The 25,176-nt window shown below is 29.0% G+C and carries 18 protein-coding genes, 3 rRNA genes and 1 pseudogene; 7 read left to right on the top strand and 15 right to left on the bottom strand.

Features of this window, described 5'->3' with window-relative positions; genetic code table 4:
• Nucleotides 1-74 precede the first annotated feature (74 nt).
• A complete protein-coding gene (locus SPIRDC1_RS00895; protein ID WP_174480055.1) occupies nucleotides 75-467 on the top strand; it encodes a Holliday junction resolvase RecU in 393 nt (130 codons plus the stop codon).
• A gap of 64 nt (nucleotides 468-531) precedes the next feature.
• Here the strand turns inward: SPIRDC1_RS00895 and SPIRDC1_RS00890 are convergent, their stop codons facing one another.
• Nucleotides 532-846, bottom strand: a complete 315-nt coding sequence (locus SPIRDC1_RS00890; RefSeq protein ID WP_174480053.1) for an HU family DNA-binding protein — start codon at nucleotides 844-846, stop codon at nucleotides 532-534.
• Between the two features lie 506 nt (nucleotides 847-1,352).
• Between SPIRDC1_RS00890 and SPIRDC1_RS00885 the strand changes: the two genes are divergently transcribed.
• Entirely contained in the window at nucleotides 1,353-1,733 is a 381-nt protein-coding gene (locus SPIRDC1_RS00885; RefSeq protein WP_174480051.1) for a RidA family protein, read from the top strand.
• 290 nt (nucleotides 1,734-2,023) lie between these two features.
• On the opposite strand, the gene SPIRDC1_RS00880 is transcribed toward SPIRDC1_RS00885, so the two are convergent.
• Nucleotides 2,024-3,019 carry an IS3 family transposase gene (locus SPIRDC1_RS00880; protein ID WP_174480050.1) on the bottom strand — a complete coding sequence of 332 codons (996 nt, stop codon included), beginning with the start codon at nucleotides 3,017-3,019 and terminating at the stop codon, nucleotides 2,024-2,026.
• A gap of 104 nt (nucleotides 3,020-3,123) precedes the next feature.
• Here SPIRDC1_RS00880 and SPIRDC1_RS00875 point away from each other — a divergent pair.
• Nucleotides 3,124-3,414 (top strand): annotated as a pseudogene (locus tag SPIRDC1_RS00875) (PLP-dependent transferase); the annotation flags it as partial.
• 64 nt (nucleotides 3,415-3,478) lie between these two features.
• Here SPIRDC1_RS00875 and SPIRDC1_RS00870 read toward each other — a convergent pair.
• The 4 genes from SPIRDC1_RS00870 to tsaB form a co-directional block, all read right to left on the bottom strand.
• Nucleotides 3,479-4,426: a type I phosphomannose isomerase catalytic subunit gene (locus SPIRDC1_RS00870; RefSeq protein WP_174480048.1), complete on the bottom strand. Its 948-nt coding sequence runs from the start codon at nucleotides 4,424-4,426 to the stop codon at nucleotides 3,479-3,481.
• A 33-nt stretch (nucleotides 4,427-4,459) separates the two neighbouring features.
• Nucleotides 4,460-6,568, bottom strand: coding sequence for a PTS fructose transporter subunit IIABC (locus tag SPIRDC1_RS00865; RefSeq protein WP_174480047.1), 2,109 nt, complete (start codon nucleotides 6,566-6,568; stop codon nucleotides 4,460-4,462).
• An 83-nt stretch (nucleotides 6,569-6,651) separates the two neighbouring features.
• Nucleotides 6,652-7,494, bottom strand: a complete 843-nt coding sequence (locus SPIRDC1_RS00860; protein ID WP_174480046.1) for a MurR/RpiR family transcriptional regulator — start codon at nucleotides 7,492-7,494, stop codon at nucleotides 6,652-6,654.
• 50 nt (nucleotides 7,495-7,544) lie between these two features.
• On the bottom strand, nucleotides 7,545-8,126 hold the full coding sequence (gene tsaB, locus SPIRDC1_RS00855) for a tRNA (adenosine(37)-N6)-threonylcarbamoyltransferase complex dimerization subunit type 1 TsaB (protein WP_174480045.1): 582 nt from the start codon (nucleotides 8,124-8,126) through the stop codon (nucleotides 7,545-7,547).
• 212 nt (nucleotides 8,127-8,338) lie between these two features.
• Between tsaB and SPIRDC1_RS00850 the strand changes: the two genes are divergently transcribed.
• Nucleotides 8,339-9,052, top strand: a complete 714-nt coding sequence (locus SPIRDC1_RS00850) for a hypothetical protein (protein WP_174480044.1) — start codon at nucleotides 8,339-8,341, stop codon at nucleotides 9,050-9,052.
• Between the two features lie 427 nt (nucleotides 9,053-9,479).
• Here SPIRDC1_RS00850 and SPIRDC1_RS00845 read toward each other — a convergent pair whose 3' ends face one another.
• Nucleotides 9,480-11,105, bottom strand: a complete 1,626-nt coding sequence (locus SPIRDC1_RS00845; protein ID WP_174480043.1) for a hypothetical protein — start codon at nucleotides 11,103-11,105, stop codon at nucleotides 9,480-9,482.
• 598 nt (nucleotides 11,106-11,703) lie between these two features.
• Here SPIRDC1_RS00845 and SPIRDC1_RS00840 point away from each other — a divergent pair.
• The 3 genes from SPIRDC1_RS00840 (at nucleotide 11,704) to SPIRDC1_RS00830 (ending at nucleotide 14,876) form a co-directional block, all read left to right on the top strand.
• Nucleotides 11,704-12,942: an IS256 family transposase gene (locus tag SPIRDC1_RS00840; RefSeq protein WP_174480042.1), complete on the top strand. Its 1,239-nt coding sequence runs from the start codon at nucleotides 11,704-11,706 to the stop codon at nucleotides 12,940-12,942.
• Nucleotides 12,943-13,443: 501 nt separating this feature from the next.
• Nucleotides 13,444-14,439, top strand: a complete 996-nt coding sequence (locus tag SPIRDC1_RS00835) for an IS3 family transposase (protein ID WP_174479968.1) — start codon at nucleotides 13,444-13,446, stop codon at nucleotides 14,437-14,439.
• Between the two features lie 77 nt (nucleotides 14,440-14,516).
• On the top strand, nucleotides 14,517-14,876 hold the full coding sequence (locus SPIRDC1_RS00830; protein ID WP_174480041.1) for a hypothetical protein: 360 nt from the start codon (nucleotides 14,517-14,519) through the stop codon (nucleotides 14,874-14,876).
• Nucleotides 14,877-15,034: 158 nt separating this feature from the next.
• Here SPIRDC1_RS00830 and SPIRDC1_RS00825 read toward each other — a convergent pair whose 3' ends face one another.
• The 8 genes from SPIRDC1_RS00825 to SPIRDC1_RS00790 all read right to left on the bottom strand — a co-directional run bounded on the left by SPIRDC1_RS00825 (nucleotide 15,035) and on the right by SPIRDC1_RS00790 (nucleotide 25,121).
• Nucleotides 15,035-15,175 carry a hypothetical protein gene (locus SPIRDC1_RS00825; protein WP_174480040.1) on the bottom strand — a complete coding sequence of 47 codons (141 nt, stop codon included), beginning with the start codon at nucleotides 15,173-15,175 and terminating at the stop codon, nucleotides 15,035-15,037.
• Between the two features lie 65 nt (nucleotides 15,176-15,240).
• Nucleotides 15,241-15,408 carry a hypothetical protein gene (locus SPIRDC1_RS00820; protein WP_174480039.1) on the bottom strand — a complete coding sequence of 56 codons (168 nt, stop codon included), beginning with the start codon at nucleotides 15,406-15,408 and terminating at the stop codon, nucleotides 15,241-15,243.
• A gap of 102 nt (nucleotides 15,409-15,510) precedes the next feature.
• A 5S ribosomal RNA gene (gene rrf / locus SPIRDC1_RS00815) occupies nucleotides 15,511-15,617 on the bottom strand.
• 82 nt (nucleotides 15,618-15,699) lie between these two features.
• Nucleotides 15,700-18,641 (bottom strand): 23S ribosomal RNA (locus tag SPIRDC1_RS00810).
• 191 nt (nucleotides 18,642-18,832) lie between these two features.
• A 16S ribosomal RNA gene (locus SPIRDC1_RS00805) occupies nucleotides 18,833-20,354 on the bottom strand.
• The 16S, 23S and 5S rRNA genes sit together here, the layout of an rRNA operon.
• A gap of 311 nt (nucleotides 20,355-20,665) precedes the next feature.
• Nucleotides 20,666-22,600, bottom strand: a complete 1,935-nt coding sequence (thrS, locus tag SPIRDC1_RS00800) for a threonine--tRNA ligase (protein ID WP_174480038.1) — start codon at nucleotides 22,598-22,600, stop codon at nucleotides 20,666-20,668.
• Between the two features lie 43 nt (nucleotides 22,601-22,643).
• The gene (pyk, locus tag SPIRDC1_RS00795) at nucleotides 22,644-24,050 is read right to left on the bottom strand and encodes a pyruvate kinase (RefSeq protein ID WP_174480037.1); all 1,407 of its coding nucleotides are present in this window, start codon (nucleotides 24,048-24,050) and stop codon (nucleotides 22,644-22,646) included.
• 18 nt (nucleotides 24,051-24,068) lie between these two features.
• Nucleotides 24,069-25,121, bottom strand: a complete 1,053-nt coding sequence (locus SPIRDC1_RS00790; RefSeq protein ID WP_174480036.1) for an ATP-dependent 6-phosphofructokinase — start codon at nucleotides 25,119-25,121, stop codon at nucleotides 24,069-24,071.
• Nucleotides 25,122-25,176 lie beyond the last annotated feature (55 nt).

Here is a 25,176-nt window from a genome sequence, read left to right as displayed (position 1 = left end):
TTATACCTCCTTTAATTAAAAGGAAAACTATTCCAAAGTTAGTAATATTCTATATGTAAGGGGGAATTAAAATAATGTTTTATGCTAACCGTGGAATGTTTCTTGAAACTATAATTAATTATACTATTGAAATTATAAATAATGAAAAACAAGCACTAATTTTTAAACAAAATCCACCAATTTTATATCAAAACAATAAAATTTTTAAAGAAAAAAGTAATGTTGATTATCATGGAGTTTATCATGGTAAATATTTGTGTTTTGAAGCAAAAAGTACTAAGTCTTTAACATTACCATGAAATAATTTTAAAAAACATCAACTTGAATACTTAGAAAATGCTTTTTATCTTAATGCTATTAGTTTTGTTATTATTTATTTTTCACAACATAATGCCTTTTTCTTAGTTTTTTGAGAAAAATTAAAATTTTTAAAAGTTCAAAAAAAGCACTGACATATAAAAAAATAGAACAAAATGGATATAAATTAGAAATTATATATCCATTTTATCTTGATTTTTTAAAATTTTTAATTTAAGAAGCTAAAGTTTCTGTTTGTTGATTAGTATGTTTTTTAAATTCAGAACTAGCTTTAAATTTAGGTGCTTTAGAAGCACTAATTACAATAGATTCACCAGTTTGGGGATTACGACCTGTTCTTGCTTCACGAATAATAGTTTCAAATATTCCAAATTTTGGTATATTAATTTTACCACCATTTGCAACTTCAAATTTTATCTCTTCAAAAAATAAATCAATAATATTAGTCGCTAAGGCAATTGTGACGTCAGACTTTTGCGCCACTATCTTAATAATTTCTGTCTTTGTTTTAGAATTACTTTTTGCCATAAAAGATTTCCTCCTAATGTTTTAAGAATTATAATTATAATGTCTATTATAGATATTATTATAACTACGTTATCTTCAAACCAATTTAAAAATGTTACTGGTCTGTAATCAAATTATATAGTAACATTTTATAAAGTGAACCATAAAATATATTTTTTTTCTAAAAAAATGATAAAATTACTTTAATAATATTTTTTTTACACTTATAAAGGTTAAAAAATAAAAATAAAATTTAATTTTCAATACTGATAATAAAATATTAAATAAATATTTAATTAAAATTAAAATGAAAAAAATTATTAAAGTGAAAAATAATTAATTAAAAAAAAGAAAAGAAAATCATGTAAAATATATTTATAGTTGTTCAAGTTTTAATAATTAATGATGCTAATTTTATATTACTATTAATTATTTAATACCACCTAAATAACTTAAAAATAACGCTACATTTTTACTAATATATTTAATGATACAAAACATAATAATTTTAGAAAGAGTGATAAACTATGAAAAATATTATTCATACTCCTAATGCTCCTGCTGCCATTGGGCCATATAGTCAAGCAATAATTGCAGGTGATTTTTTATATATTTCTGGGCAATTACCAATTAATAGTAAAACTGGTGAATTTATTGGCACTGACATTTCTTCACAAACTAAGCAAAGTTTATTAAATATTAAAGCAATTTGTGAAGCTGCTAATATTACTTTAAATAATATTGTAAAAGTTAATATTTTCTTAAAAGACTTAAATCACTTTGTTGAAATGAATAAAGTTTATGGAGAAATATTTGGTGCACATGCTCCAGCAAGAGCAGCAGTTCAAGTTGCTAGAATTCCTAAAGATGCATTAATTGAAATTGAAGCAATTGCCTATTTAAAATAATTTCTCTAATTTTATTTTTTTATTGCATATGTAAACTTTTGAATATAAAATTAAATCAAGATTTATTTAGAAAAAGTACTTTAAAATTTAAAAAGTTTTATTCATATAATAATGATATTGTAAAATAAATTAATATCATTTTTAATGATACATTACTACACTTTCCAATTTAATATTCTTACTACAATTTCACACTTTTCTCAAAATTCTAAATATTTTATACTTAAAACAATAATAAAATACATTCGGTGGTTAGCCCTAAATACTGGACCACTTTTGGATAGACAGTTTTAAATTTTTATTTGTGAAATTGGTGGTTTTAGAAATTTAGAATGTATTCTTTCGTAATTATAAAACATAATATATTGGTTTACATCATTTATAGCTTCATTGAGAGAAAAATATTGATTTGAACCTTTAGGTAGTCATTCTTGAGATAAATGAGAAAATCAGTTTTCAGATATTACATTGCCACCAATATCATAAGGTTGTTTTTTGCTTAAAATTATTTGCTTATCAGCAGCTCAATTTGTGATGTCTTGACAATAAAATTCGTTGGCGTTATCTGAGTGTAAAATAACGTTTTTTACTTGGTTTCAAGAGAATTGTTGATTTATTTTTTCAAGTGCAGGAAGGATTAAATCTTGATAGGATTTGTTTGAACATGTATTATAGCTTACAATATTATTTGAATAAAAATCAATAATTACAAAAAGATATAATCAACCTTCTTTAGTATTTATTTGTTTAGTGTCCATTGATCAAATTTGATTTGAAGAGGTTGTACTTTTATAATCTTTGTTTACTTTATCCATTGTAGGTATTCACTTATTTGGATTTTTTTTGTTTTTAGGATAGTTATTTTTAGTTTGTTTTAATCCTTGAAGATTGTGATCTTTCATAATTTTTCGCATTTGTTTTGTTGATAATTCTAGATTTAAAATAATATGTTTGTATTGTTTTAATCATTCTTTAAATGCTGAAAAAATTCGTAAATAGCCATAAATTTGTCCTTTTCTTGTAAAATGAAATTCAAGTAAAAGTTGGCATAATTCTTGATATTTATGTGTACAATTACTAATTTGATTTTTTTCTTTTTTAATAGGGTTTTGTTTGTTTTTTACAAAATAATATGTTGATCGGTTTAGTTGAAGATGTTGGCAAAGATATCTAATTGAATATTGGTTTTTGCTATCATCAATAATTTGAATTTTTTGTTTGATATTTAACTTGTTAATTACTAATGCTATTTGTTTAATTTTATCCATTATTAACAATCCTTTCATGTCAAAATTAGTGTTAATTGTATAACACAATTGTTTTTCGAATACATTCAAGTTTTTTTAAATTAATGCTCTAGTAAAAAGGGCTAAGTAGCACAGAACAAGTACTTTATGAACAACAAATGAAATTACCAGGAGCAATGATTAGTTTCGAATTAAAATGTGGATATGATGGAGGAATCAAACTATTAAATAATTTAAAATTAATAATTTTGGCAGTTTCTTTAGGTGGAGTTGAGTCATTGATTGAACATCCTGCTTCAATGACACATTCTACTTATAATGCACAAGAATTAGCAGATGCAAATATTTCAGAAGGTCTTGTTCGTCTTTCAATTGGTATTGAATATGTTGAAGATTTGTGAAATGATTTGGAACAAGCATTAAAAAAACTATAATAATTATTTATAAATGAAAAATAGACTCATGAGTCTATTTTTCATTTATAAATAAAACAATTTATTAGCAATATGCAACCATCAACAACATATTACCACTTAAACAAAAATCAGTATAACCATTTGGTAAAATAAATGAGTCACCTTTTTTAATACTAGTATCATCAATTATACCATTACCATCCAATACTGAGATTTGCAATCATCTAGTATTAGGATAACTATAATGCTTAATTCCCTCATTAATTAATTTAATTAACTTAAAAAACTTGTTATCAACTAAATAATTATCATGACCATTAGCTTCACTACTATTTAAATCAGGAGCTAAAACAATAGTTGATGCTTCTTTCAAATGCAAATTTCGTAAATTACCAAGTTCATCTTTACGATCATAATCATATAAACGATATGTAATATCTGATGATTGTTGTAATTCAAAAACCATAGTATGTGGCAATAAACCATGAATTTTTAGAGAAGGAACATAAATAAATTGATCTTTTTTAATTGGAATATATTTTAATAGTTTATGTCATTGTTCTTTTCCCAATCATTGATTAAACTGATCTTTGGTTTTAGCATTATGACCCAAAATAACTCTACCTTTGGGTAAACATTCTAATATATACCAACATTCAGTTTTTCCTAAACATTGATGATTTTTTTCTGCGAATTTATCATCAGGGTGAATTTGAACGCTTAAACTATCATTTGCGTCTAAAATTTTTGTTAACAATGGATATTCTTTATTAATCACACTACCTGAACTATCAAGATTAGCAAATAAACTAGGTTGCTGTTTAAACAATTCTGCTAAACTTAATCCTTTATACTCGCCATTTAAAACATAACTCATTCCATTGGGATGAGCACTAACTAATCACGCTTCACCAATTGGTGTATTTTTAGGTAAATCAAAATTAAATTTGTGTGCTAATTTTTGACTACCTCATAATTTGCGAATAAAAGCAGGTTTTAAAAAAATTATTTGTGATGTCCTATTATTCATATTCACTCTCCTAAACTTTGATTATTTGTTCAATTAAACTTTATTTTTACTATTTTTAGATTTAGATTTTTTACTATTAAATATTTTCATGATTCTTTCATTCATTAATTTAAAAACCTTAATATTACGTGATTGAATAATTAATAATCCACCATATACTAAACAAGTAACAATACTTCCAACAATAATGGCTAAAAAGAATAAAAGAATACTTACCCAAAGCACATAATTAACTGAACTAACTGCACCTAAGATAGCAACAATAGGACCACCATGACCAGCAGCATCAGTTAATAAGAAAGCACCAGCAATACTACCAGCAACAGCACTACCAATAATATTACTAATAATAGCACGTTTTGGATCTCTTACTGCAAAAGGAATCGCACCTTCAGAAATACCAATACACCCCATTAACATTGCTGTTAAACCTAATGTACGTTCACTTTCATTAAAGAATTTACGAAAAATCAAAGTTGTTAAACCCATTCCAAGTGGTGCAACAGGAATAGCTGCAGCTACTGCTCCCATAAATAATTGTGAGCTAGGATCAGCAGTTATCGTTGTTGAAGCTGCTAAAAAAGCAACTTTGTTAATTGGACCACCCATATCAAATCCAATCATGGCTCCTAGCAACATTCCAATTGCTGCCATTGCTTCACGTGGCATGTGGGTTAACCCATTTTGAAATTGTTCCATTATTCAACCAATTGGAGCTCCAATTGCATAAATAAAAGTTAAACTAATTAAAAATGTTACTACAATAGGAATAAAGAAAATTGGCATAATTGGAGCAATAGTCTTTGGTACTTTTCAAGTAATAATTCATCTTACTAAATATCCAACACTTGGACCAATTAATAATGCTCCTAAAAATCCAGCAGAAACCTTTGGCTCTAAACCAGCAATTGGATAAACTAATCCTGCTGTATTAGCAACATATGCGCTTACCATTGCCGGAAGCAAGGCAGCACGTCCTGCGGCAATTGAATTAGCGATAAAACCAGCTAAAATTGGAATCATTAATGTAAAAGCAATACTTCCAACTTGATTCATAAAATAAAGAAAATGATTATGTGGTAACTTGGAAATATCAAAGTCAGCACCATAAACTGCTTTAGCAATACCAATTGATAATGCTAACATAATTCCACCAAAAACAACAAATGGAACCATATAGCCAACAGCAGCCATAATATGTTTCATAATTCCCTGTTTATCAGTAGTAAATAAATCATTTGATTTATTTTCTTTTTCCGCTTTTTGTCCCGATTCTGACTTGTTTATTTCATAAGGTTTTGCGTTAGCAAAAGCATCATTAACAATACTTTCAGGATTTTTAATAACTTTGCTAATTTCTACTTTATATAATGGTTTATTATTAAAACGTTCTAATTTTAAATCTGCAACACCGGCCGATACTGCAATAATAACTAAATCAGCATTGGCAATATCATTTGCTGTAAAAGCACCTTTAATACCAATACTACCATGAGTTTCAACTTTAATATTATAGCCTAAATTTTTTGCAGCAATTTCTAATTTATCTTGTGCAATATAAGTATGTGCTACCCCAACTGGACAAGCAGTAATTGCTATAATATTTTTAGTTTTTTTTGAAGAACCTTTCATATCTTCACTAATAGTTTTACTACTAGTTTCAACATTAGGTTTATTATTAATATTTAGTGATTGAATAATTACTTTTTTATCTTTTGAATTAAATAATATTGATTGAAATTCCGGTTTTGTTAATCTTTGTGCCACTTTTGATAAAATTTCCAAGTGCTCATTACCAGCACTTTTTAGTGGCACAATTAAAGCAATAATTGCTTTAACAGGTTGTTCATCTAGTGCTTTCCAAGGAACTGACTGTTTAAAACGCATAATAAAAATTCCTGATTTAACAATATCTTCATTACGAGCATGTGGCACAGCAACACCACCACCAAAACCAGTAGTTCCTTCTCCTTCTCTTTGTAGAAAACTATTAACTAGTGATTTTTCACTAATATTTTTTTTCAAAAAACCTAATTTTTTAGCAGAAGTTGCTATTTCTTGAAAAGCTTCTGCTTGTGTTTTACAATCAGATTCAAGAAAAACGTGTTCTACTGTCAAAATATCATCTTGTTTAGACAACATACTTCATCTCCTTACTTAATAAATATTCATGACATAATATTAAATTATTATTTTAAAAAAAAACAGTTTTTTTATTTAAAAAATTAATTAAATTTTTTAATTACTTTATTAGTTTTAATTCTATTTTCTAAATATCAATCTTTATGCTTTGATTTTAATAAATATTTTGTTACTAAATCATTAAAATAAGTAATAGCAAATAATGGAGAAATAAATATTTCTTGTGCTTCATAAAGTCCTGAAGAAACAATATTAAATGTTCAATCAGCATAAGTCACTAATTCAGTTTTATCTTGTGATGTAACAACTGCAATTTTAGCATTATTCTTTTTAGCAAGTTTAGCTGCTTCAACAATAGTAGCGGTTTTACCTGATAATGAGAAAAGAATTATTACATCTTCTGGAATAATTAAAGAAGCATGCATTAAAATACTATCATCATCTTTATTTAAACAGATTGATCGTAAACCAAACCGATATAATTTATTTGATAAATCCTCCGCACCCAAACCAGAATGACCAATACCTGCTAAATAAATACAAGCTTTACGATTATCATCTATTCAATTAATAAATCTTTGTAATTCCTCATAATTAATCGTTGAATCATTTAAATCCATTAGTTTTTTATAATGTTCTTTTAAAACACTACGATCACCAAAAAACTCACGATTTAAAGCTTTGAAAGTAGTTTCTTGCGCAGCTAAACTAATGATAAATTCACGATAACCTTTAAATCCCAATTTCTTAATTAAATTATAAACAACACTATAACCAACAGTATTTTCTTTAGCCAAAGAACTAATAGTAACTTGATCCATTTTTTGACTATTCTTATTAATATAGTTAATAAGAACTTTTTCTTTTTTTGTGAAATTATTTTCTTCCTTTGATACTCTAGATCAAAAATTATCATTGATAAGCATGTAAAAACTCCTTTTTAAACTAATGTAAAATATTTAAATATTATTATTTTTTAATTATGTGATGAAAATGGATCATTAATATAATATGGTTGCAAATCTTCCATGTTTTTTACTTCGATAAAATATGGTGACAACTTTTGAAAATTTTCCACAATATTACACTTTTCTAAATTTTCAATTATTTTATAATCTAGTAAATCACTAATAATACCAATTTTAGCATTTTCATCTACTAATTGCGGCTGAATAATTATTTTTCCATTATCACATACTGCCAAATAACTTTTATTATTGTATGCTGACAAAACACTTATTGATTTTATTAATCCTGCCTGTAATAATAAACTATTAATAGTAAAAACCGTTAAAAAACTATTCAAAACTTTAAGTGTTTTGACAAAAGTAATTGCAACTCTAATTCCAGTATAACTGCCAGGACCATTTGCAATAACTACTTTTGAAATATCTTTTAATTTTATTTTACATTTTACAAGTAAATTAGTAATAGTTGGAATTGCCAATTCTGTTTGTTTTTGTCAAGCAATAAATGATGAACTTACTAAAATTTTATTAGCTTGCAAAATCACCACTGTTAATTTGTTATTTGTTGTATCTAAATATAATTGATACATAACATCACCTTATTATTTCATTTAGTTGCTATTAATAATTTTCTAATATCTTACATACTTATTATAATATCATGTATAATGTAATTAAAATAGAAAAAATATAGAATTGTGAGTTGATCCATATGGAAATAGGAAAAAATGTAGGATTTAAAAGTAAATTTTCTGATTTTTTACTTTGATCTGGACTAATTATTGCTGTTATAGGTCTAATAATGCAATTTGCAATAGTTTTAATTGAGTATAAACCAATAACAGTTGGAACACCTAATCCTCATAATTTATGAACTCCAGATGGCCCCTGAGTTGGTATTTGAACAATGATTTCTACCTTTACTATTCAATCAAATTTTTTAGTTTTTCTTTTCTTTTGTTTTGTATTAACAAATCGTTTTCATGACAATCGCGCACAATTTGTTTTTGGGCTCTTTTCATTAGCAATTACTGTTTATATTACCGTAACTCTTATCGTATTTTTTGCTGTATTATTTAAACCAATGATAAATAATTTAGATAGTAGTAATAGTATTAGCATATTAAATTTTATAAATACATTTTTATTACATTTAATAGTACCAGTGATAGTGATTTTATATTTTATGTTTTCTGCTGGTAAATACTACTGAAAACTTGGAAAACAAACATATCTTTGAATACCAATTATTTCTATTTACATGTTTGTATATTTAGGTTATGCACTTGCTAAAGGAAATTTTGTTGGTTTTTTAAGAAAAGGAACAACAGAAATTGATTATTCATTTCCATATCCATTTTTAGATTTTCATAAAAGTTTAACTACTTTCTTTATTTATATCTTTGCAATTTTAATCTTATACATAATTTTGATGTTACTTTTTACTCTTTATAATAATATCCTTTATAAGAAAAATAATAAACCAATAGCAGCTTTAAGAGATACAAATTTTTAATGTAAAATAATAGTAATAAAGTGTACTAGTTTATAAACTAGTACACTTTATTACTATTATTTATTATTTAAAAAATATTGAAAAATAATTGTAGAGAGGAATATATATTTGTGAAAAGTAAAAATTTGAAATTGTATTATTTTTTTTAAATATTATTTTGTTATTTTTTGCCTCCTTTTTCTTAATATATTTTATTTTAAAATTATATAAAAACTCCTTGTATAGCATATATAGTATACAAGGACTTAAAGTCAAATATAAAATTAAAACCGGCATTACCTAAATATTTTTTAAACATTTATAACTGCCATTTTTATTGTAACTCACTAAAAAGAAAAAACAAGTAATAACATTTTTTACACTTATCATTTTATATTTTTATATAAAATATTGTTTTTTAACAAGTGCTACTTAAAAATAATAAACTTTATTTTAAATATTTCTTTTTACGAATAATAACAACAACTATTGGAATTATAGTTAAAAAACTAATAATGAAGCCACAAATGATAATAATATTTCAATTATTAACTAACATTTTAGTTGTTAATGATATATTAACATCTCAGGGACGATCTGAATTATTACTTTGTAAATAATTAACATAATTTTGTTTAGTAATATCACCTTGATATTGAATAAATCATGATAAAAAATCACCAACAGCATTATTTTTTAAATCTTCAATTTTAATACTATTATTAGTAGCACTAGTTAAATATTGTTGAAAACCCGCTAATAAATTATTATTTTTTTCAAAAAAATCAGTACAATTTGGAAAATTAGGTATTTTTGTATTGGTTCTATAAACAGTAATATATTGTTCAGAAGCAGCTTGACGTTGTAAGTCAGATGTATCTAAACCTATACAATAAACTTGAAAATTACTTTCTTGATTAAGAGTTAAATTATCACCATCTTTAATAGGTGTTCCTGAATCATTTTTTGCTTTTTGTAAAGTTTGTGAATCAACTTTTCATTTTAGTCAATGTTGTTGTGAATCACTAATATTTACTTTAGCTTTCTCAATAGCTTTATTCATAAATATTAATGTATTTTTATTATCTTGTGAATTTTTTTGAACTAAATATTGAGGTGTAATTACAGGATTTTCTTTAACTTTTTCATCACTAATAGTACTAAATTGAATATTTGAACTATTATTTGTTAACTTAATAGTTTTACTATAGCCACTATCTTTAACACTAACATTAAAACTAGTTGATTTTAAATGATCGTCTGGTTTATGATTTAATATTGCATAACTAATTGAACCATTATCAAAAACTTCATCATTTTTATCATTTATTAATAATTGTTCATTCTTATCATTTTTATTTTTTGCTAAAATAGCTAACATTGGTTGATTAGTATCATTGGGATTACCATTATTAAGTGGTAAAATTGCTAACCGATCTTGAACGCTTTTATGACTATTTAAAAAATCATCGCTTGGTTTAATCATATAAGGAATACTAAAATAATTATTGAAATCTGCCCTAGGATTTACCGTTGCAAAAATACCATTGTTAATCTGTGCTGGTAAACTATTATCATGGTAACCAACATAAACATAACCAAAACTAGAAATATCATTAAAACTTTGTTTAGCAACACTACGACCAATAACTTTATCAGTAAAATATTTAATACCATTATCTGGTAAGATATTATTAGCTTTGTTTTCGATTTGTTCCTTAAATTTCTTATTAACTTCTTTACTAATATCATCATTTGGATTATTATTAACCTTATTAATAACGTCTGATCAATCATTAAATTGTTCTGTTATTACTTCTTTATGCAATCTAATAAAATCTTCATAATTATTATTAATTGAATTTCAAGTATTGGCTTCACTAATTAAATTTTTATTATTTTCCTTAACAGTAATATGAAACCCAGAAAGTTTGTTACTCTCATTAACAGTACTAATATTAGATTGATGATTAGTAACTATCATTAAACTACTAGTAAGAGATAATGCCAAAGCCAAACTTATTGTTTTAAAACTTTTAGTTTTAAAAAAACTAAAAGATAAGAAATTTGTCATTATGATTACTCCTTTTTTACCTATTATTTGTGTTTATAATTATAATATTAAATTAAGCATATTTAATTAAATACTTAAAATCTTAGTTTTAATAAAATAAAACTAAGGATATATAATCAATTATTAAACTTTTTGTTAAATCAACATATATAATTTTAATACTTATATAATTACTTATATATTCATTAAAATTATAAGGATAAAAATTATATCCTTAACATTAATAATAAACTTTATTACCAAAAAATCAAGATTAAATAATTAATAAGTTAATTTTTTTTTAACTTATTAAGTGTTTTAAATAATCAGTTAGTAAATATTAATAGTGATAAGGAAAAACTTGATATACTAAATAAGTAGCATATTCAATCATAATAAAAAATTAAATTTCCTATCAAAAATTTAATTAAATTTAATTCTAATATAAATAGGAGAAAAAATATGAATTGAAAAAATAGTAGTGAATACCGATTAAAAAAAAGAAATCTTATTAAATTTATTTGGGGAATGTTTAGTAATCTGTGTGACTTACAAAAATAACTATGTTTAATTAATTCTAGTAAATATAATTTATATATCTAGAAAGAGTGAGTTACAGATGGCTAAAAAAGATAATCTTAATAACAATGATCCAATATCAAAAGCAGTAGATTTATTATTAGAAAATACTGAGGATTTAACAACAGTTTTTAAAGAGGGAGGCTTATATAAAGAATTAACTAAACGATTGGTAGAAAAAATGTTGAATTCTGAGATGCAAAATTATTTAGGACACGAAAGAAATCAACGCAGTAATAATGACAATGTTCGTAATGGTACAACATCAAAAAAATTAATAACTCAACAAGGTAAAATTGAAATTGATCTACCAAGAGATCGCAATAGTAATTTTGAACCAGTAATAATCACAAAAAGACAGAGAAGATTTGATGGTTTTGATCAACAAGTTCTTTCACTATATGCAAAAGGTATGACTTTATCAGATATTAGAATGCAGTTGCAAGAGTTATATGATGGCGCAGATATTAGCGAAAGCGTAATTAGTCAAATTACTGATGATGTCATTGATGATGTCAAAGCATGGCAAAATCGTCCATTAGATAGTGTTTATCCAATCATTTATTTTGATTGTATCGTAGTTAAAGTACGTCAGGATAAACGTATTATTAACAAATCAGTTTATATAGCTTTAGGAGTTGATTTAGAAGGTAAAAAAGATGTTTTAGGTTTATGAATTAGTGAAAATGAAGGTGCTAAATTCTGATTAAATAATTTTACAGAAATGAAAAATCGAGGCTTAAATGATATTCTTATTGCTTGTAGTGATAATTTAACAGGCATGTCAGAGGCAATACAATCAGTTTATCCTAAAACTGAACATCAATTATGCATAGTTCATCAAATTAGAAATAGCTTAAAATATGTTTCATACAAACATCGAAAGTCTCTAGTTATCGATTTAAAGCCAATTTATACAGCATGTAGTGAAGAACAAGCAATGCAAGCTTTAGAATCATTTGAAAGTAAATGAAATAAACAATATCCACAAATTGCTAAATCTTGATATAAAAATTGAGAAAATTTAATGGTTTTTATTAGTTATCCAGCAGAAATTAAAAGGGTAATTTATACTACAAATGCTATTGAATCTGTTAATAGCCAATTACGAAAAGTTATTAGAAATAAAAAAGTTTTTCCTAATGATATGGCAGTTTTTAAAATTTTTTACTTAGCAATTGAAAATATCACAAAAAAATGAACATTGCCTATTCAAAATTGAAATACAGCAATTGCTCATTTTATGATAAAATTTGAAGACAGAATTAATCTGAACTAGTACTTTGTAAAACAAAGAAACACAGATTACTAAAAAGCCTCTTTATTTGACGTTTATTTGGTCTACTTATTATTTCTTTATTCTTAATTTTTGATTTAATAATTACTATTAATTACCCCAATGCTTTCATTGTTCCTAATGTTGATAAACCAACTGAAAGATTAGCAATTTATTTTTTTTTATTTTACAACTCAAACTAATTATTTAGTACTCATTTATTTATTTGCTTTTTTATTTGAAAGTAAATTTAAAGAAAATTCAAAACCAAGTTTTTATATTTTATTAAGCATTACTATTTATATTACAATTACAATGTTAGTATTTTGAATAGGTATCATTAATAATAGCCAAGAAAGAAGTAAATATGGAACTGATATTTATTTATGATTTAAAACAATAATGCTACTTGCTACTTAGCCCTTTTTACTAGACCATTAATTTAAAAAAAACTTGAATGTATTCGAAAAACAATTGTGTTATACAATTAACACTAATTTTGACATGAAAGGATTTTTAATAATGGATAAAATTAAACAAATAGCATTAGTAATTAACAAGTTAAATATCAAACAAAAAATTCAAATTATTGATGATAGCAAAAACCAATATTCAATTAGATATCTTTGCCAACATCTTCAACTAAACCGATCAACATATTATTTTGTAAAAAACAAACAAAACCCTATTAAAAAAGAAAAAAATCAAATTAGTAATTGTACACATAAATATCAAGAATTATGCCAACTTTTACTTGAATTTCATTTTACAAGAAAAGGACAAATTTATGGCTATTTACGAATTTTTTCAGCATTTAAAGAATGATTAAAACAATACAAACATATTATTTTAAATCTAGAATTATCAACAAAACAAATGCGAAAAATTATGAAAGATCACAATCTTCAAGGATTAAAACAAACTAAAAATAACTATCCTAAAAACAAAAAAAATCCAAATAAGTGAATACCTACAATGGATAAAGTAAACAAAGATTATAAAAGTACAACCTCTTCAAATCAAATTTGATCAATGGACACTAAACAAATAAATACTAAAGAAGGTTGATTATATCTTTTTGTAATTATTGATTTTTATTCAAATAATATTGTAAGCTATAATACATGTTCAAACAAATCCTATCAAGATTTAATCCTTCCTGCACTTGAAAAAATAAATCAACAATTCTCTTGAAACCAAGTAAAAAACGTTATTTTACACTCAGATAACGCCAACGAATTTTATTGTCAAGACATCACAAATTGAGCTGCTGATAAGCAAATAATTTTAAGCAAAAAACAACCTTATGATATTGGTGGCAATGTAATATCTGAAAACTGATTTTCTCATTTATCTCAAGAATGACTACCTAAAGGTTCAAATCAATATTTTTCTCTCAATGAAGCTATAAATGATGTAAACCAATATATTATGTTTTATAATTACGAAAGAATACATTCTAAATTTCTAAAACCACCAATTTCACAAATAAAAATTTAAAACTGTCTATCCAAAAGTGGTCCAGTATTTAGGGCTAACCACCACCACCAATTCTAAATCTAATTATACCAATTGTTATGATTTTAAATTTTGCTTTATCATGTGGACGTGATTTTTATTCACTAAAAAATCATCATAAACTTTATATGTGATTTATTTTATTTTATCCTTGTTTTTATGTAGTAATGGTAATGGTTCGTGGTGTACTACGTGTTAAACAAGGAGAAAATATTAATACTTGTTATCCTTACTTTTTTTTCAACTACCAAAAATATGGTGTAGGAGTATTAGTTACTGCTATTATTTTTCTGTTAATTATTAGTATTGGTTTACAATACCTTTATTTATTAATTAATAATATACAATATAAAAAAAAGCATGATGATGATAAACCAAATTTTCCAATAATTACTTATCCTTATGGTTTTAAATTATAAAAAAATAAAATAAGGCTTTAGAAATTAAAAGCCTTATTTATACAATTTATTAAAAATATTTAATTATTCATTTACCATAGAAACTACTTCTTCTGGTTTATTAGTAACTGGAAGATATTTACCAATAATTAATAATACACCTGAAGCAATATTAAGTCCTAAAAAATAATATTAATACCACTAATAAAATTAAAATGTGATGAAAACATAGCTATTAAAGAAAAACCTGCTAAAACTAAAGTTACAATTCCAACAGCTAAACCACTATTAGCATTTCCTTTTAAAACGTTATTGCACATGATAATTATTGCAATTAAAAGTCCAAAAATCAATCCAACAATAAATATTGTACTAACTCCTGATGTTAATGAAGTGTGATCATATTTTGTAAAACTGTTAAAAATGCACTACTTGCTGTAGCTAAAATAATTGTAATAATTATACTTCAAATAATACTTATAATATTTGTTATGAATCCAATTTTAGCTCCAATGTATAATTTTTTATCTAATTTCTTTTCAACCTTATCCATTTTTTCTCCTTTTTTCTTAAAATCTTTTTTACATTTTAATATTCTCAATCTTAACATAAAAAAAATTTAAATTTTAAATTAAATATTAACACAATAAAAAAAATTTGGCATCGTGCTATTTTCCCATTGCTGGTATTTTCGCCGCTGGAGTGCTTAACTGCTGTGTTCGAGATGGGAACAGGTGTGACCACTCCGCCATGGACACCAAATAGTTTAGCAATTGCTCCCTAAAAACTAGAAACAGACATCTTTAAATTTGATTACTTTTGATTTGCAATAGAGAATATATTCTTCAATAAATCCTCGATCTATTAGTATCAGTAAGCTGAACATATCACTATGCTTACACACCTGACCTATCAACCTTGTAGTATTCAAGGGATCTTACTTCTTTCGAATGAGAAATCTCATCTTGGAACTGACTTCGCGCTTAGATGCTTTCAGCGCTTATTCATGCCCTACATAGCTACCCAGCTGTGCCACTGGCGTGACAACTGGTGCACCAGAGGTAGGTCCATTCCGGTCCTCTCGTACTAGGAACAGCTTTCCTCAAATTTCTTGCGCCCACGACAGATAGGGACCAAACTGTCTCACGACGTTCTGAACCCAGCTCGCGTACCGCTTTAATGGGCGAACAGCCCAACCCTTGGAAGCGACTACACCTCCAGGATGCGATGAGCCGACATCGAGGTGCCAAACCTCCCCGTCTATATGAACTATTGGGAGAGATTAGCCTGTTATCCCCGGGGTAACTTTTATCCGTTGAGCGACGGCCTTTCCACACAACACCGCCGGATCACTAAGCCCAACTTTCGTTCCTGCTCGACTTGTATGTCTCACAGTCAAGCACCCTTTTACCTTTGCGCTCTACATATGATTTCCATTCATATTGAGGGTACCTTTGGGCGCCTCCGTTACTTTTTAGGAGGCGACCGCCCCAGTCAAACTACCCACCAGACACTGTCCTTAGACCAGATTATGGTCTCAAGTTAGAATTTCAATATAGCAAGGGTGGTATCCCAATGGTGACTCCATGCCTACTAGCGTCTGCATATCAACGTCTCCCACCTATGCTGTACAAACTACACCAAAATTCAATATCAAGTTGTAGTAAAGCTCCACGGGGTCTTTCCGTCTAATCGCGGGTAACCTGCATCTTCACAGGTACTAAGATTTCACCGAGTCTATAGCCGAGACAGCGTCCGGATCGTTACGCCTTTCGTGCGGGTCAGAACTTACCTGACAAGGAATTTCGCTACCTTAGGACCGTTATAGTTACGGCCGCCGTTCACTGGGGCTTCAGTTCAAAGCTTCGCTTACGCTAACAAATCTCTTTAACCTTCCAGCACTGGGCAGGCGTCACCCCCTATACATCGTCTTACGACTTAGCAGAGAGCTGTGTTTTTGCTAAACAGTCGCCCGGACCTCTTCACTGCGACTCATATTGCTATGAGCTCCCCTTCTCGCTAACTTACGGGGTTATTTTGCAGAGTTCCTTAGCTATAGTTATCTCGCTTGCCTTAGGATATTCTCCTTGACCACGTGTGTTCGTTCTCGGTACAGGCACCATGGTGATGTCTTTAGAAACTTTTCTTGGAAGTATGGCATCAAATGCTTCGTTACTAAGCGAACCGTTCACTCCCCATCGTACTTCAAGGTTAACGCTGTGCGGATTTGCCTACACAACCCTCTTTGTACTTAGCCCAGCACTACCAACCACTGGGACATTTTAGCCTTCTCCGTCATTCCATCAGTCACCATGGTGGTACAGGAATATCAACCTGTTATCCATCGACTATGCCTTTCGGCCTCGCCTTAGGTCCTGACTAACCCTGGGTGGACGAACCTAGCCCAGGAAACCTTGGTCAATCGGCATGAAGGATTCTCACCTTCAATCGTTACTCACGCCGGCATTCTCACTTCTAAACGCTCCACTAGTCCTTCCGGTCTAACTTCGTCGCAGATTAGAACGCTCCCCTACCGCCCACAATATATGTAAATATATATATATATAGACCCATAGCTTCGGTACAATGCTTAGCCCCGGTACATTTTCCGCGCAGAATCATTCGACTAGTGAGCTGTTACGCACTCTTTAAAGGATGGCTGCTTCTAAGCCAACCTCCTAGCTGTCTGAACAATTCCACATCGTTTTCCACTTAGCATTGATTTGGGGACCTTAGCTGATGATCTGGGCTGTTTCCCTCACGTCCATGGACCTTATCACCCATAGACTGACTGCCAGATATGTAACAATGGCATTCGCAGTTTAATTGCATTCAGTACCCCGAGGTGGGGCCATCATACATTCAGAGCTTTACCTCCATTGCACTAATTCTGACGCTAGTCCTAAAACTATATCGGGGAGAACCAGCTATCTCCAGGTTCGATTGGAATTTCACCGCTAGCCACAAGTCATCCACGGTCTTTTCAACGAACGTTGGTTCGGTCCTCCATTAACTGTTACATTAACTTCAACCTGCTCATGGCTAGATCACCTGGTTTCGGGTCTACGACCACATACTAAACGCCCTATTCAGGCTCGCTTTCACTTCGGCTCCGTCTTTTCAACTTAACCTTGCATGTAATCGTAACTCGCCGGCTCATTCTACAAAAGGCACGCCGTCACCCATTAACGGGCTCCGACTTGTTGTAAGCATATGGTTTCAGAAACTATTTCACTCCCCTCTCGGGGGACTTTTCACCTTTCCCTCACGGTACTGGTTCACTATCGGTAATTGGTTAGTATTTAGCCTTACGCAGTGGTCTGCGCAAATTCCGACAAGGTTCCACGTGCCTCGCCGTACTCAGGATACTGTCAAGAGATTTATACATTTCGCATACTGGACTTTCACCATCTATGGCGTTGCTTCCCAACAACTTCTGCTATATATAAATTTTGTAACTCTTCATAGGTCGAACCTAATAGACAGTCCTATAACCCCAGTCTGACGACTGGTTTAGGCTGCTCCCTTTTCGCTCGCCGCTACTAAGGGAATCGCATTCGCTTTCTTTTCCTCTAGGTACTAAGATGTTTCAATTCTCTAGGTATCACTCTGCACAACTATGAATTCATTGTACAGTACTATCTGATTAAAGATAGTGGGTTTCCCCATTCGGACATCTCCGGATCAAAGCTTATTTCCAGCTCCCCGAAGCTTATCGCAGGTAATCGCGTCCTTCATCGTCTTCCAATTCCAAGGCATCCACCATACGCTCTTAATAATTTATTTTTAGAATATCATATTGCAAGATAAAAATTATCTTATTTTTTTAAAAGATATCTATTATCCAGTTTTTAAAGAACAATTGCTCAGAGAAAACAATCCCTGAAAACTAAACAAAACAAAAGAAGTAATCCAATAAATCATACATCTAATTTTTCTTGTTGTCTTGGTTTCTTATTAGAAACTAAACTCCATAGAAAGGAGGTGATCCATCCCCACCTTCCGGTAGGGATACCTTGTTACGACTTAACCCCAATCATCAACCCTGCCTTTGGCAGCTCCCTCCTTACGGTTAGGACACCGACTTCTGGCATTGCCAACTCTCGTGGTTTGACGGGCGGTGTGTACAAGACCCGAGAACGTATTCACCGCGACATTGCTGATTCGCGATTACTAGCGATTCCGACTTCATGAAGTCGAGTTGCAGACTTCAATCCGGACTGAGACTGACTTTTTGAGATTTGCTTGACCTCGCGGTTTAACGACTCTTTGTATCAGCCATTGTAGCACGTGTGTAGCCCAGGTCATAAGGGGCATGATGATTTGACGTCGTCCCCACCTTCCTCTAGCTTACACTAGCAGTCTCCTTAGAGTCCCCAACTTAATGCTGGCAACTAAGGACAAGGGTTGCGTTCGTTGCTGAACTTAACCAAACATCTCACGACACGAACTGACGACAACCATGCACCACCTGTATCCTTGTTAACCTCTACTATATCTCTATAGCTTCGCAAGGTATGTCAAGACCTGGTAAGGTCCTTCGCGTTGCTTCGAATTAAACCACATGCTCCACCGCTTGTGCGGGTCCCCGTCAATTCCTTTGAGTTTCACTCTTGCGAGCATACTACTCAGGCGGAGTACTTAATGCGTTAGCTACAGCACTGCCTCATGGCAATACTTAGTACTCATCGTTTACGGCGTGGACTACTAGGGTATCTAATCCTATTTGCTCCCCACGCTTTCGTGCCACAACGTCAGTAATAGGCCAGTTAGCCGCCTTCGCCACTGGTGTTCCTTCATATATCTAGGCATTCCACCGCTACACATGAAATTCCACTAACCTCTCCTATACTCTAGTAATGTAGTTTCCAAGGCGGTTAGGGGTTGAGCCCCTAAATTTAACCTCAGACTTGCAAAACCGTCTACGCACGCTTTACGCCCAATAAATCCGGATAACGCTTGCCACCTATGTATTACCGCGGCTGCTGGCACATAGTTAGCCGTGGCTTTCTGATAAGGTATGGTCGATACTAAAATCATTTCCTATTCTAGCACTTCTTCCCTTACAACAGACTTTTACAATCCGAAGACTTTCATCAGTCACGCGGCATTGCTCCATCAGGCTTTCGCCCATTGTGAAAAATTCCCTACTGCTGCCTTCCGTAGAAGTTTGGGCCGTGTCTCAGTCCCAATGTGGCCGTTCATCTTCTCAGATCGGCTACGCATCGTTACCTTGGTAAGCCATTACCTTACCAACTAGTTAATGCGCCGCATCCCCATTAATTAGCGAAGCAAATGCTCCTTTCATTATTTATCATTGCAAATAAATAACATATGCAGTATTAGCTGTCGTTTCCAACAGTTATTCCCCACTAAATGGTAGGTTAGATACGTGTTACTCACCCGTTCGCCACTAAAGTATTGCTACTTTCGTTCGACTTGCATGTATTAGGCATGCCGCCAGCGTTAATCCTGAGCCAGGATCAAACTCTCAATAAAATTGTTTTTGTTAAAAGATGATGCCTGACTTATTTAATTTTTAATAAAAAATTGACGGATTAATTTTTGTTCTATTTAGTTTTCAAAGATCGTTTTTTCTAGTTTGTAACCCATTTATTTTCGGGCACAATAAGTATCTTACAGAAAACAAAACCCAATGTCAATGAAAATAATAGTAAAAATATAAATATTTTTTTCGTATAAAAAAATGGTTTAATTTTTACTAAGTATATTAATAAAAATTAAATTGCTTAATTAACTAAAAAACCATTTAAGAATTAGAACCTTAAATGGTTTTTTAATTTTGATAGTTATATTTTATTCTCAACTTGTTTTGTTAATAATTTTAAAAATTCTGATAAAGTAACAATTTTACTTTCTTTTTGACCATACTGACGATAACTTAAATTATTATTTTCTATTTCCTTATCACCAATAATAATTTGATAAGGAATTTTTTGAGTTTGTGTTTCAACAATACGTTTGCCAATAGTTCCACTGCTAATAATTTCAGTTCGTAAATTATGTTGTTTACAAGTTTGCAATAATTTATTAGCATATTCTAAGGTTTTTTCTTTTTCATTTATTGGTAAAATTGCAATTTGCCTTGGTGCTAATCATAGTGGAAAAACACCTTTATTTTGTTCTAATAATGTGGCAATAAAACGTTCATATGTACCAATTAATCCTCGATGAACAATAACTGGATTTGTTTCATTATTATTTTCATCAATATAAGTTAAATTAAACTTTTTCGGTAATAAGAAATCGAATTGAATAGTAGATATTGTAATTTCATGACCTAATGCTGTTTTAATTTGAACATCAAATTTTGGTCCATAAAAAGCAGCCTCACCAATCATTGGTTTATACTCTAATTGTAATTCATCTAATACTTCACGTAATGCTGTTTCTGCTTGATTTCACATTTTATCATCATTAAAATATTTTTCTTTATCAGCAGGATCTCGTAAAGATAATGATACATAATCAATTTTAATATTTAAAGTTTTTAAAACCTCAGCAATTAACTGATAACAACGTTTAAACTCTGTTTTCATTTGATCAAATCTAACAAAAATATGAGAATCAGTTAATTCCATACTTCTTACTCGTTCTAAACCAGTTAAAGACCCACTTGCTTCATAACGATATAATAAAGCATGTTCACTTAAACGCAAAGGCAAATCTTTATAACTACGAAGAGCACTTTTATAAATCATACAGTGATGAGGACAAGTCATTGGTCTTAATACCAATTGTTCTTCTTCTTTTTTAATTGGAGTAAACATATTTTCACGATAATGATCTCAATGACCACTTTTTTTATATAATTCAACAGAACCTAAAACTGGTGTTGCTACTTCTTGATAATCTCACATAAATTCTTGTTTTCTCAAATATTCCTGCAAAACTTTTTTAATAACCATACCATTTGGTAAAAATATAGGTAATCCTTTACCACAATCATCATTAAAAGTAAAAATACTTAATTCTTTACCTAGTTTGCGATGATCACGATTTTTTCGTTCTTCAAGTTCATTAAGTTTATCTACTAATTTTACTTTTGAATAATCACAAATTCCAGAAATGCGCTGTAATTGTTTATTTTTATCATTTCCTAATCAATATGCACCAGTAATACTTAATAATTTAAAATCTTTTATTGATGAAGAATTATTAATAGCAACACCCGATGCTACTACTAAAGTCTTATTATCAACTAAATAAGAGCATTTTAATCCATTAACATGATTTAATTTAATATATTCTAAAGCAAAAGGATTGTCTTTATGAGTTTTTAAAGATTCTTCTTTAGTTTGACAAACTCTTTTAATTTCAATATTTTTTATTAAAATTTCACGCATTTTCTCTTCAATTTTAATTAATTCATCATTAGAAAGTCGTTTTTCATAATCAAAATCTAAATAAAAACCATTATCATTAGTATTAGCAATCGTAATTAACGCTTGTGGATACATTAATTTAATAGTATGAGCTAAAATCATAGCACATCCATAATTTAAAATAGTTCATCCTAAAGCATCATCTTTTTTAATAAACTTGATTTCAGCATCTTCTTTAATTTCTCAATATAAATCTTTTAATTGTCTATTCAGAGTAAAAGCAATAATTGAAGAATCTATATTTTCATTTTCCTGTTTTAATAATTGATAACCAGTAATTGGATTTTCAATATTATAAGTCATCGTTTTGCCATTTAATTTAATTACATTAATTTTCATGTTTTACCTAATTCCTTTTCTAATTTACCTCAGTAGTACTAGGTTATTTAACAATAAAAGTTGTAAAAGGATTAGTATTATTATTAATATCTACTACTAATACTTTTGATTTAGTAGGGATTATATAAGTGCTACTAATGCTTTTAACTAATTGCGAAGAATTACTTAATTCTACTGGAATTCCTTCGGTTGCTAAAAAAGTATAAATTCCAAAGTTTATTGCAAATTTATTATAATCAATAACATTATTAACAATAGGAATTATATAAACTGGCAAATGAGCATTAGCAATAGTTCTAATATAATTACTATCTTGACTATTAGTAATTAAATATTGTGGTTTTTCTTCAATAATTTTTTTAATAGTTTTAGCAACTAATTGATCTTTTGTATGCAATAAATCAGTAGCAATTTTACTCTGTTCTTGATGACTTTCAGCATCAACAAGAATTTTACTCATTGTTGCAATTGATAACACAGGATAGTTACCATTAGCAGATTCACCCGATAACATTGTACATGTTGCTCCCCAATCCATAGCAACCCAAACATCAGTAACTTCAGCACGTGTTGGATGAGGGTTATTTATCATTGAATCTAGCATTTGCGTAGCAACAATTATCGGTTTGTTAACAGTACGACATTTTTTAATTCATTCACGTTCTAAAAAAGGAACTTTTTCAAAAGGAATTTCAACTCCTAAATCACCACGAGCAACCATAATAGCATCTGATTCTTTTAAAATTTCATCAAAATTATTAACTGCTAATTGTGATTCAATTTTAGCAATGATTTGAATATGTTTACCATCATTATCATCTAAAACTTTGCGGATTTCTTTAATATCAGCTGCTGAACAAACAAATGATGCAGAAACATAATCTACTTTTTGCTGACAACCAAAAATTAAATCTGCTCTATCTTTTTCAGAAATAAAAGGTAAAGACAATTTAACATTTGGAATATTAATAGCACGACGATCTTTAATAGTATGTGTATTTAAAGCTTGACAAATAACAGTATGGTCTTTAACCGCTGTAACCTTTAATGTTAATTTACCATCATCTACTAGTAAATTATCATTAACTTTAATATCTTTTGCTAAATTACCATAATTTACAGAAAACTTATCCGCAGTACCAATAATTTCTTTATTATCAATTATCGTAATAATTTCATTTTTTTTGATTTCTACACTACCCTTTGTAAAGGTATGTGTTCTAACTTCTGGACCTCTAGTATCTAACATAATAGCAACTGGTACATTTAATTGTTTAGATACTTCTCTAATCATTAAAACCCTTGCTAAATGTTCATCATGAGAACCATGAGAAAAATTTAAACGCCCACAAATTGAGCCATTTTCTATTAGTTGTTTAATAACATCAGCAGAATTTGAAGCAGGTCCTAAAGTAGTTACACATTTAGTTCTTTTTATAATTGATATCAAATTATTCACCTCTTTTTATTAAGTATTTTTTTTAAAAATAACTCCTGACAAACGTAAAATTTTATTAGCAACGTTATTTTTATTTATTGAAGGTGTGTTTAATGCATCTTGAATTTCAATAGCTACTAATTTATTATCTTGTAATCCAATACAAATACTAGATTTATTACTATTTGCAAATCTTTCAACAGCAAAAATACCCATCATTGTTGCTAAATAACGATCAAATGCACTTGGTGTTCCCCCACGTTGAATTTGACCCAATATTACTGCTCTTGTTTCACAATCAGTATCCTTTTCAATGATTTTAGCTATTTTATTAACATCATATTGACGTTCAGTTACTACTATTACTAATGAACGACGTTGTTTTTTAGTATACAACTGTTTAATAATATCAATCAATGACTGTTCTCCAATTCCTAAATCTTTAGTTGCAACTAAATCACAATTTGCAGCAGCAGCACTGTGAAGAGCAAGATCACCAGAATTACGACCCATTACTTCAACAATCATAATTCTTCCGTGAGAATTAGCAGTTTGACGAATTTTATCAAGATTTTCAACAATTGTATTAAGAGCGGTATCAAAACCAATAGTAAACTCACTTGAACTAATATCATTATCAATAGTACCTGGAATACCCACACATTGAATAGCTGCTTCATTACTTAATTTTTGCAAACCATTATATGTGCCATCACCACCAATAGCAATTAAACCTTCAATTTTTTTAGATTTTAAAATTTCAATACATTTTTTACGAGTTTCTTCTTGCTCAAATTCTCTAAAACGAGCAGACCCAATGATTGTTCCCCCCATCTCAGTTCCTAGATCAATTAAATTTGCTCAATTGTTATCAATAACGTGAATGTCATTTGTCATTATTCCTTTATAACCATTTTTTATTAAAACTAATTCAAATGGTCTTTTATCAGCAGTAGCAATTTTACTATTTTCATGATTTATACCACGAAAAGTCTTATATACTGCATTAATAACATTATTCATACCTGGTGAATCACCACCAGAAGTTAAGATTCCAATTCTTCTTTTATTTAATTCTTGCATATTTAGTCATCCTCTCTTCTAATTACATTATTTTAGTGATAATTATTATAATTTG

Source organism: Spiroplasma endosymbiont of Danaus chrysippus, assembly GCF_902809815.1.
Taxonomy (GTDB): domain Bacteria; phylum Bacillota_I; class Bacilli_A; order Mycoplasmatales; family VBWQ01; genus Spiroplasma_E.
This window is presented reverse-complemented; position numbering and strand designations above follow the sequence as displayed.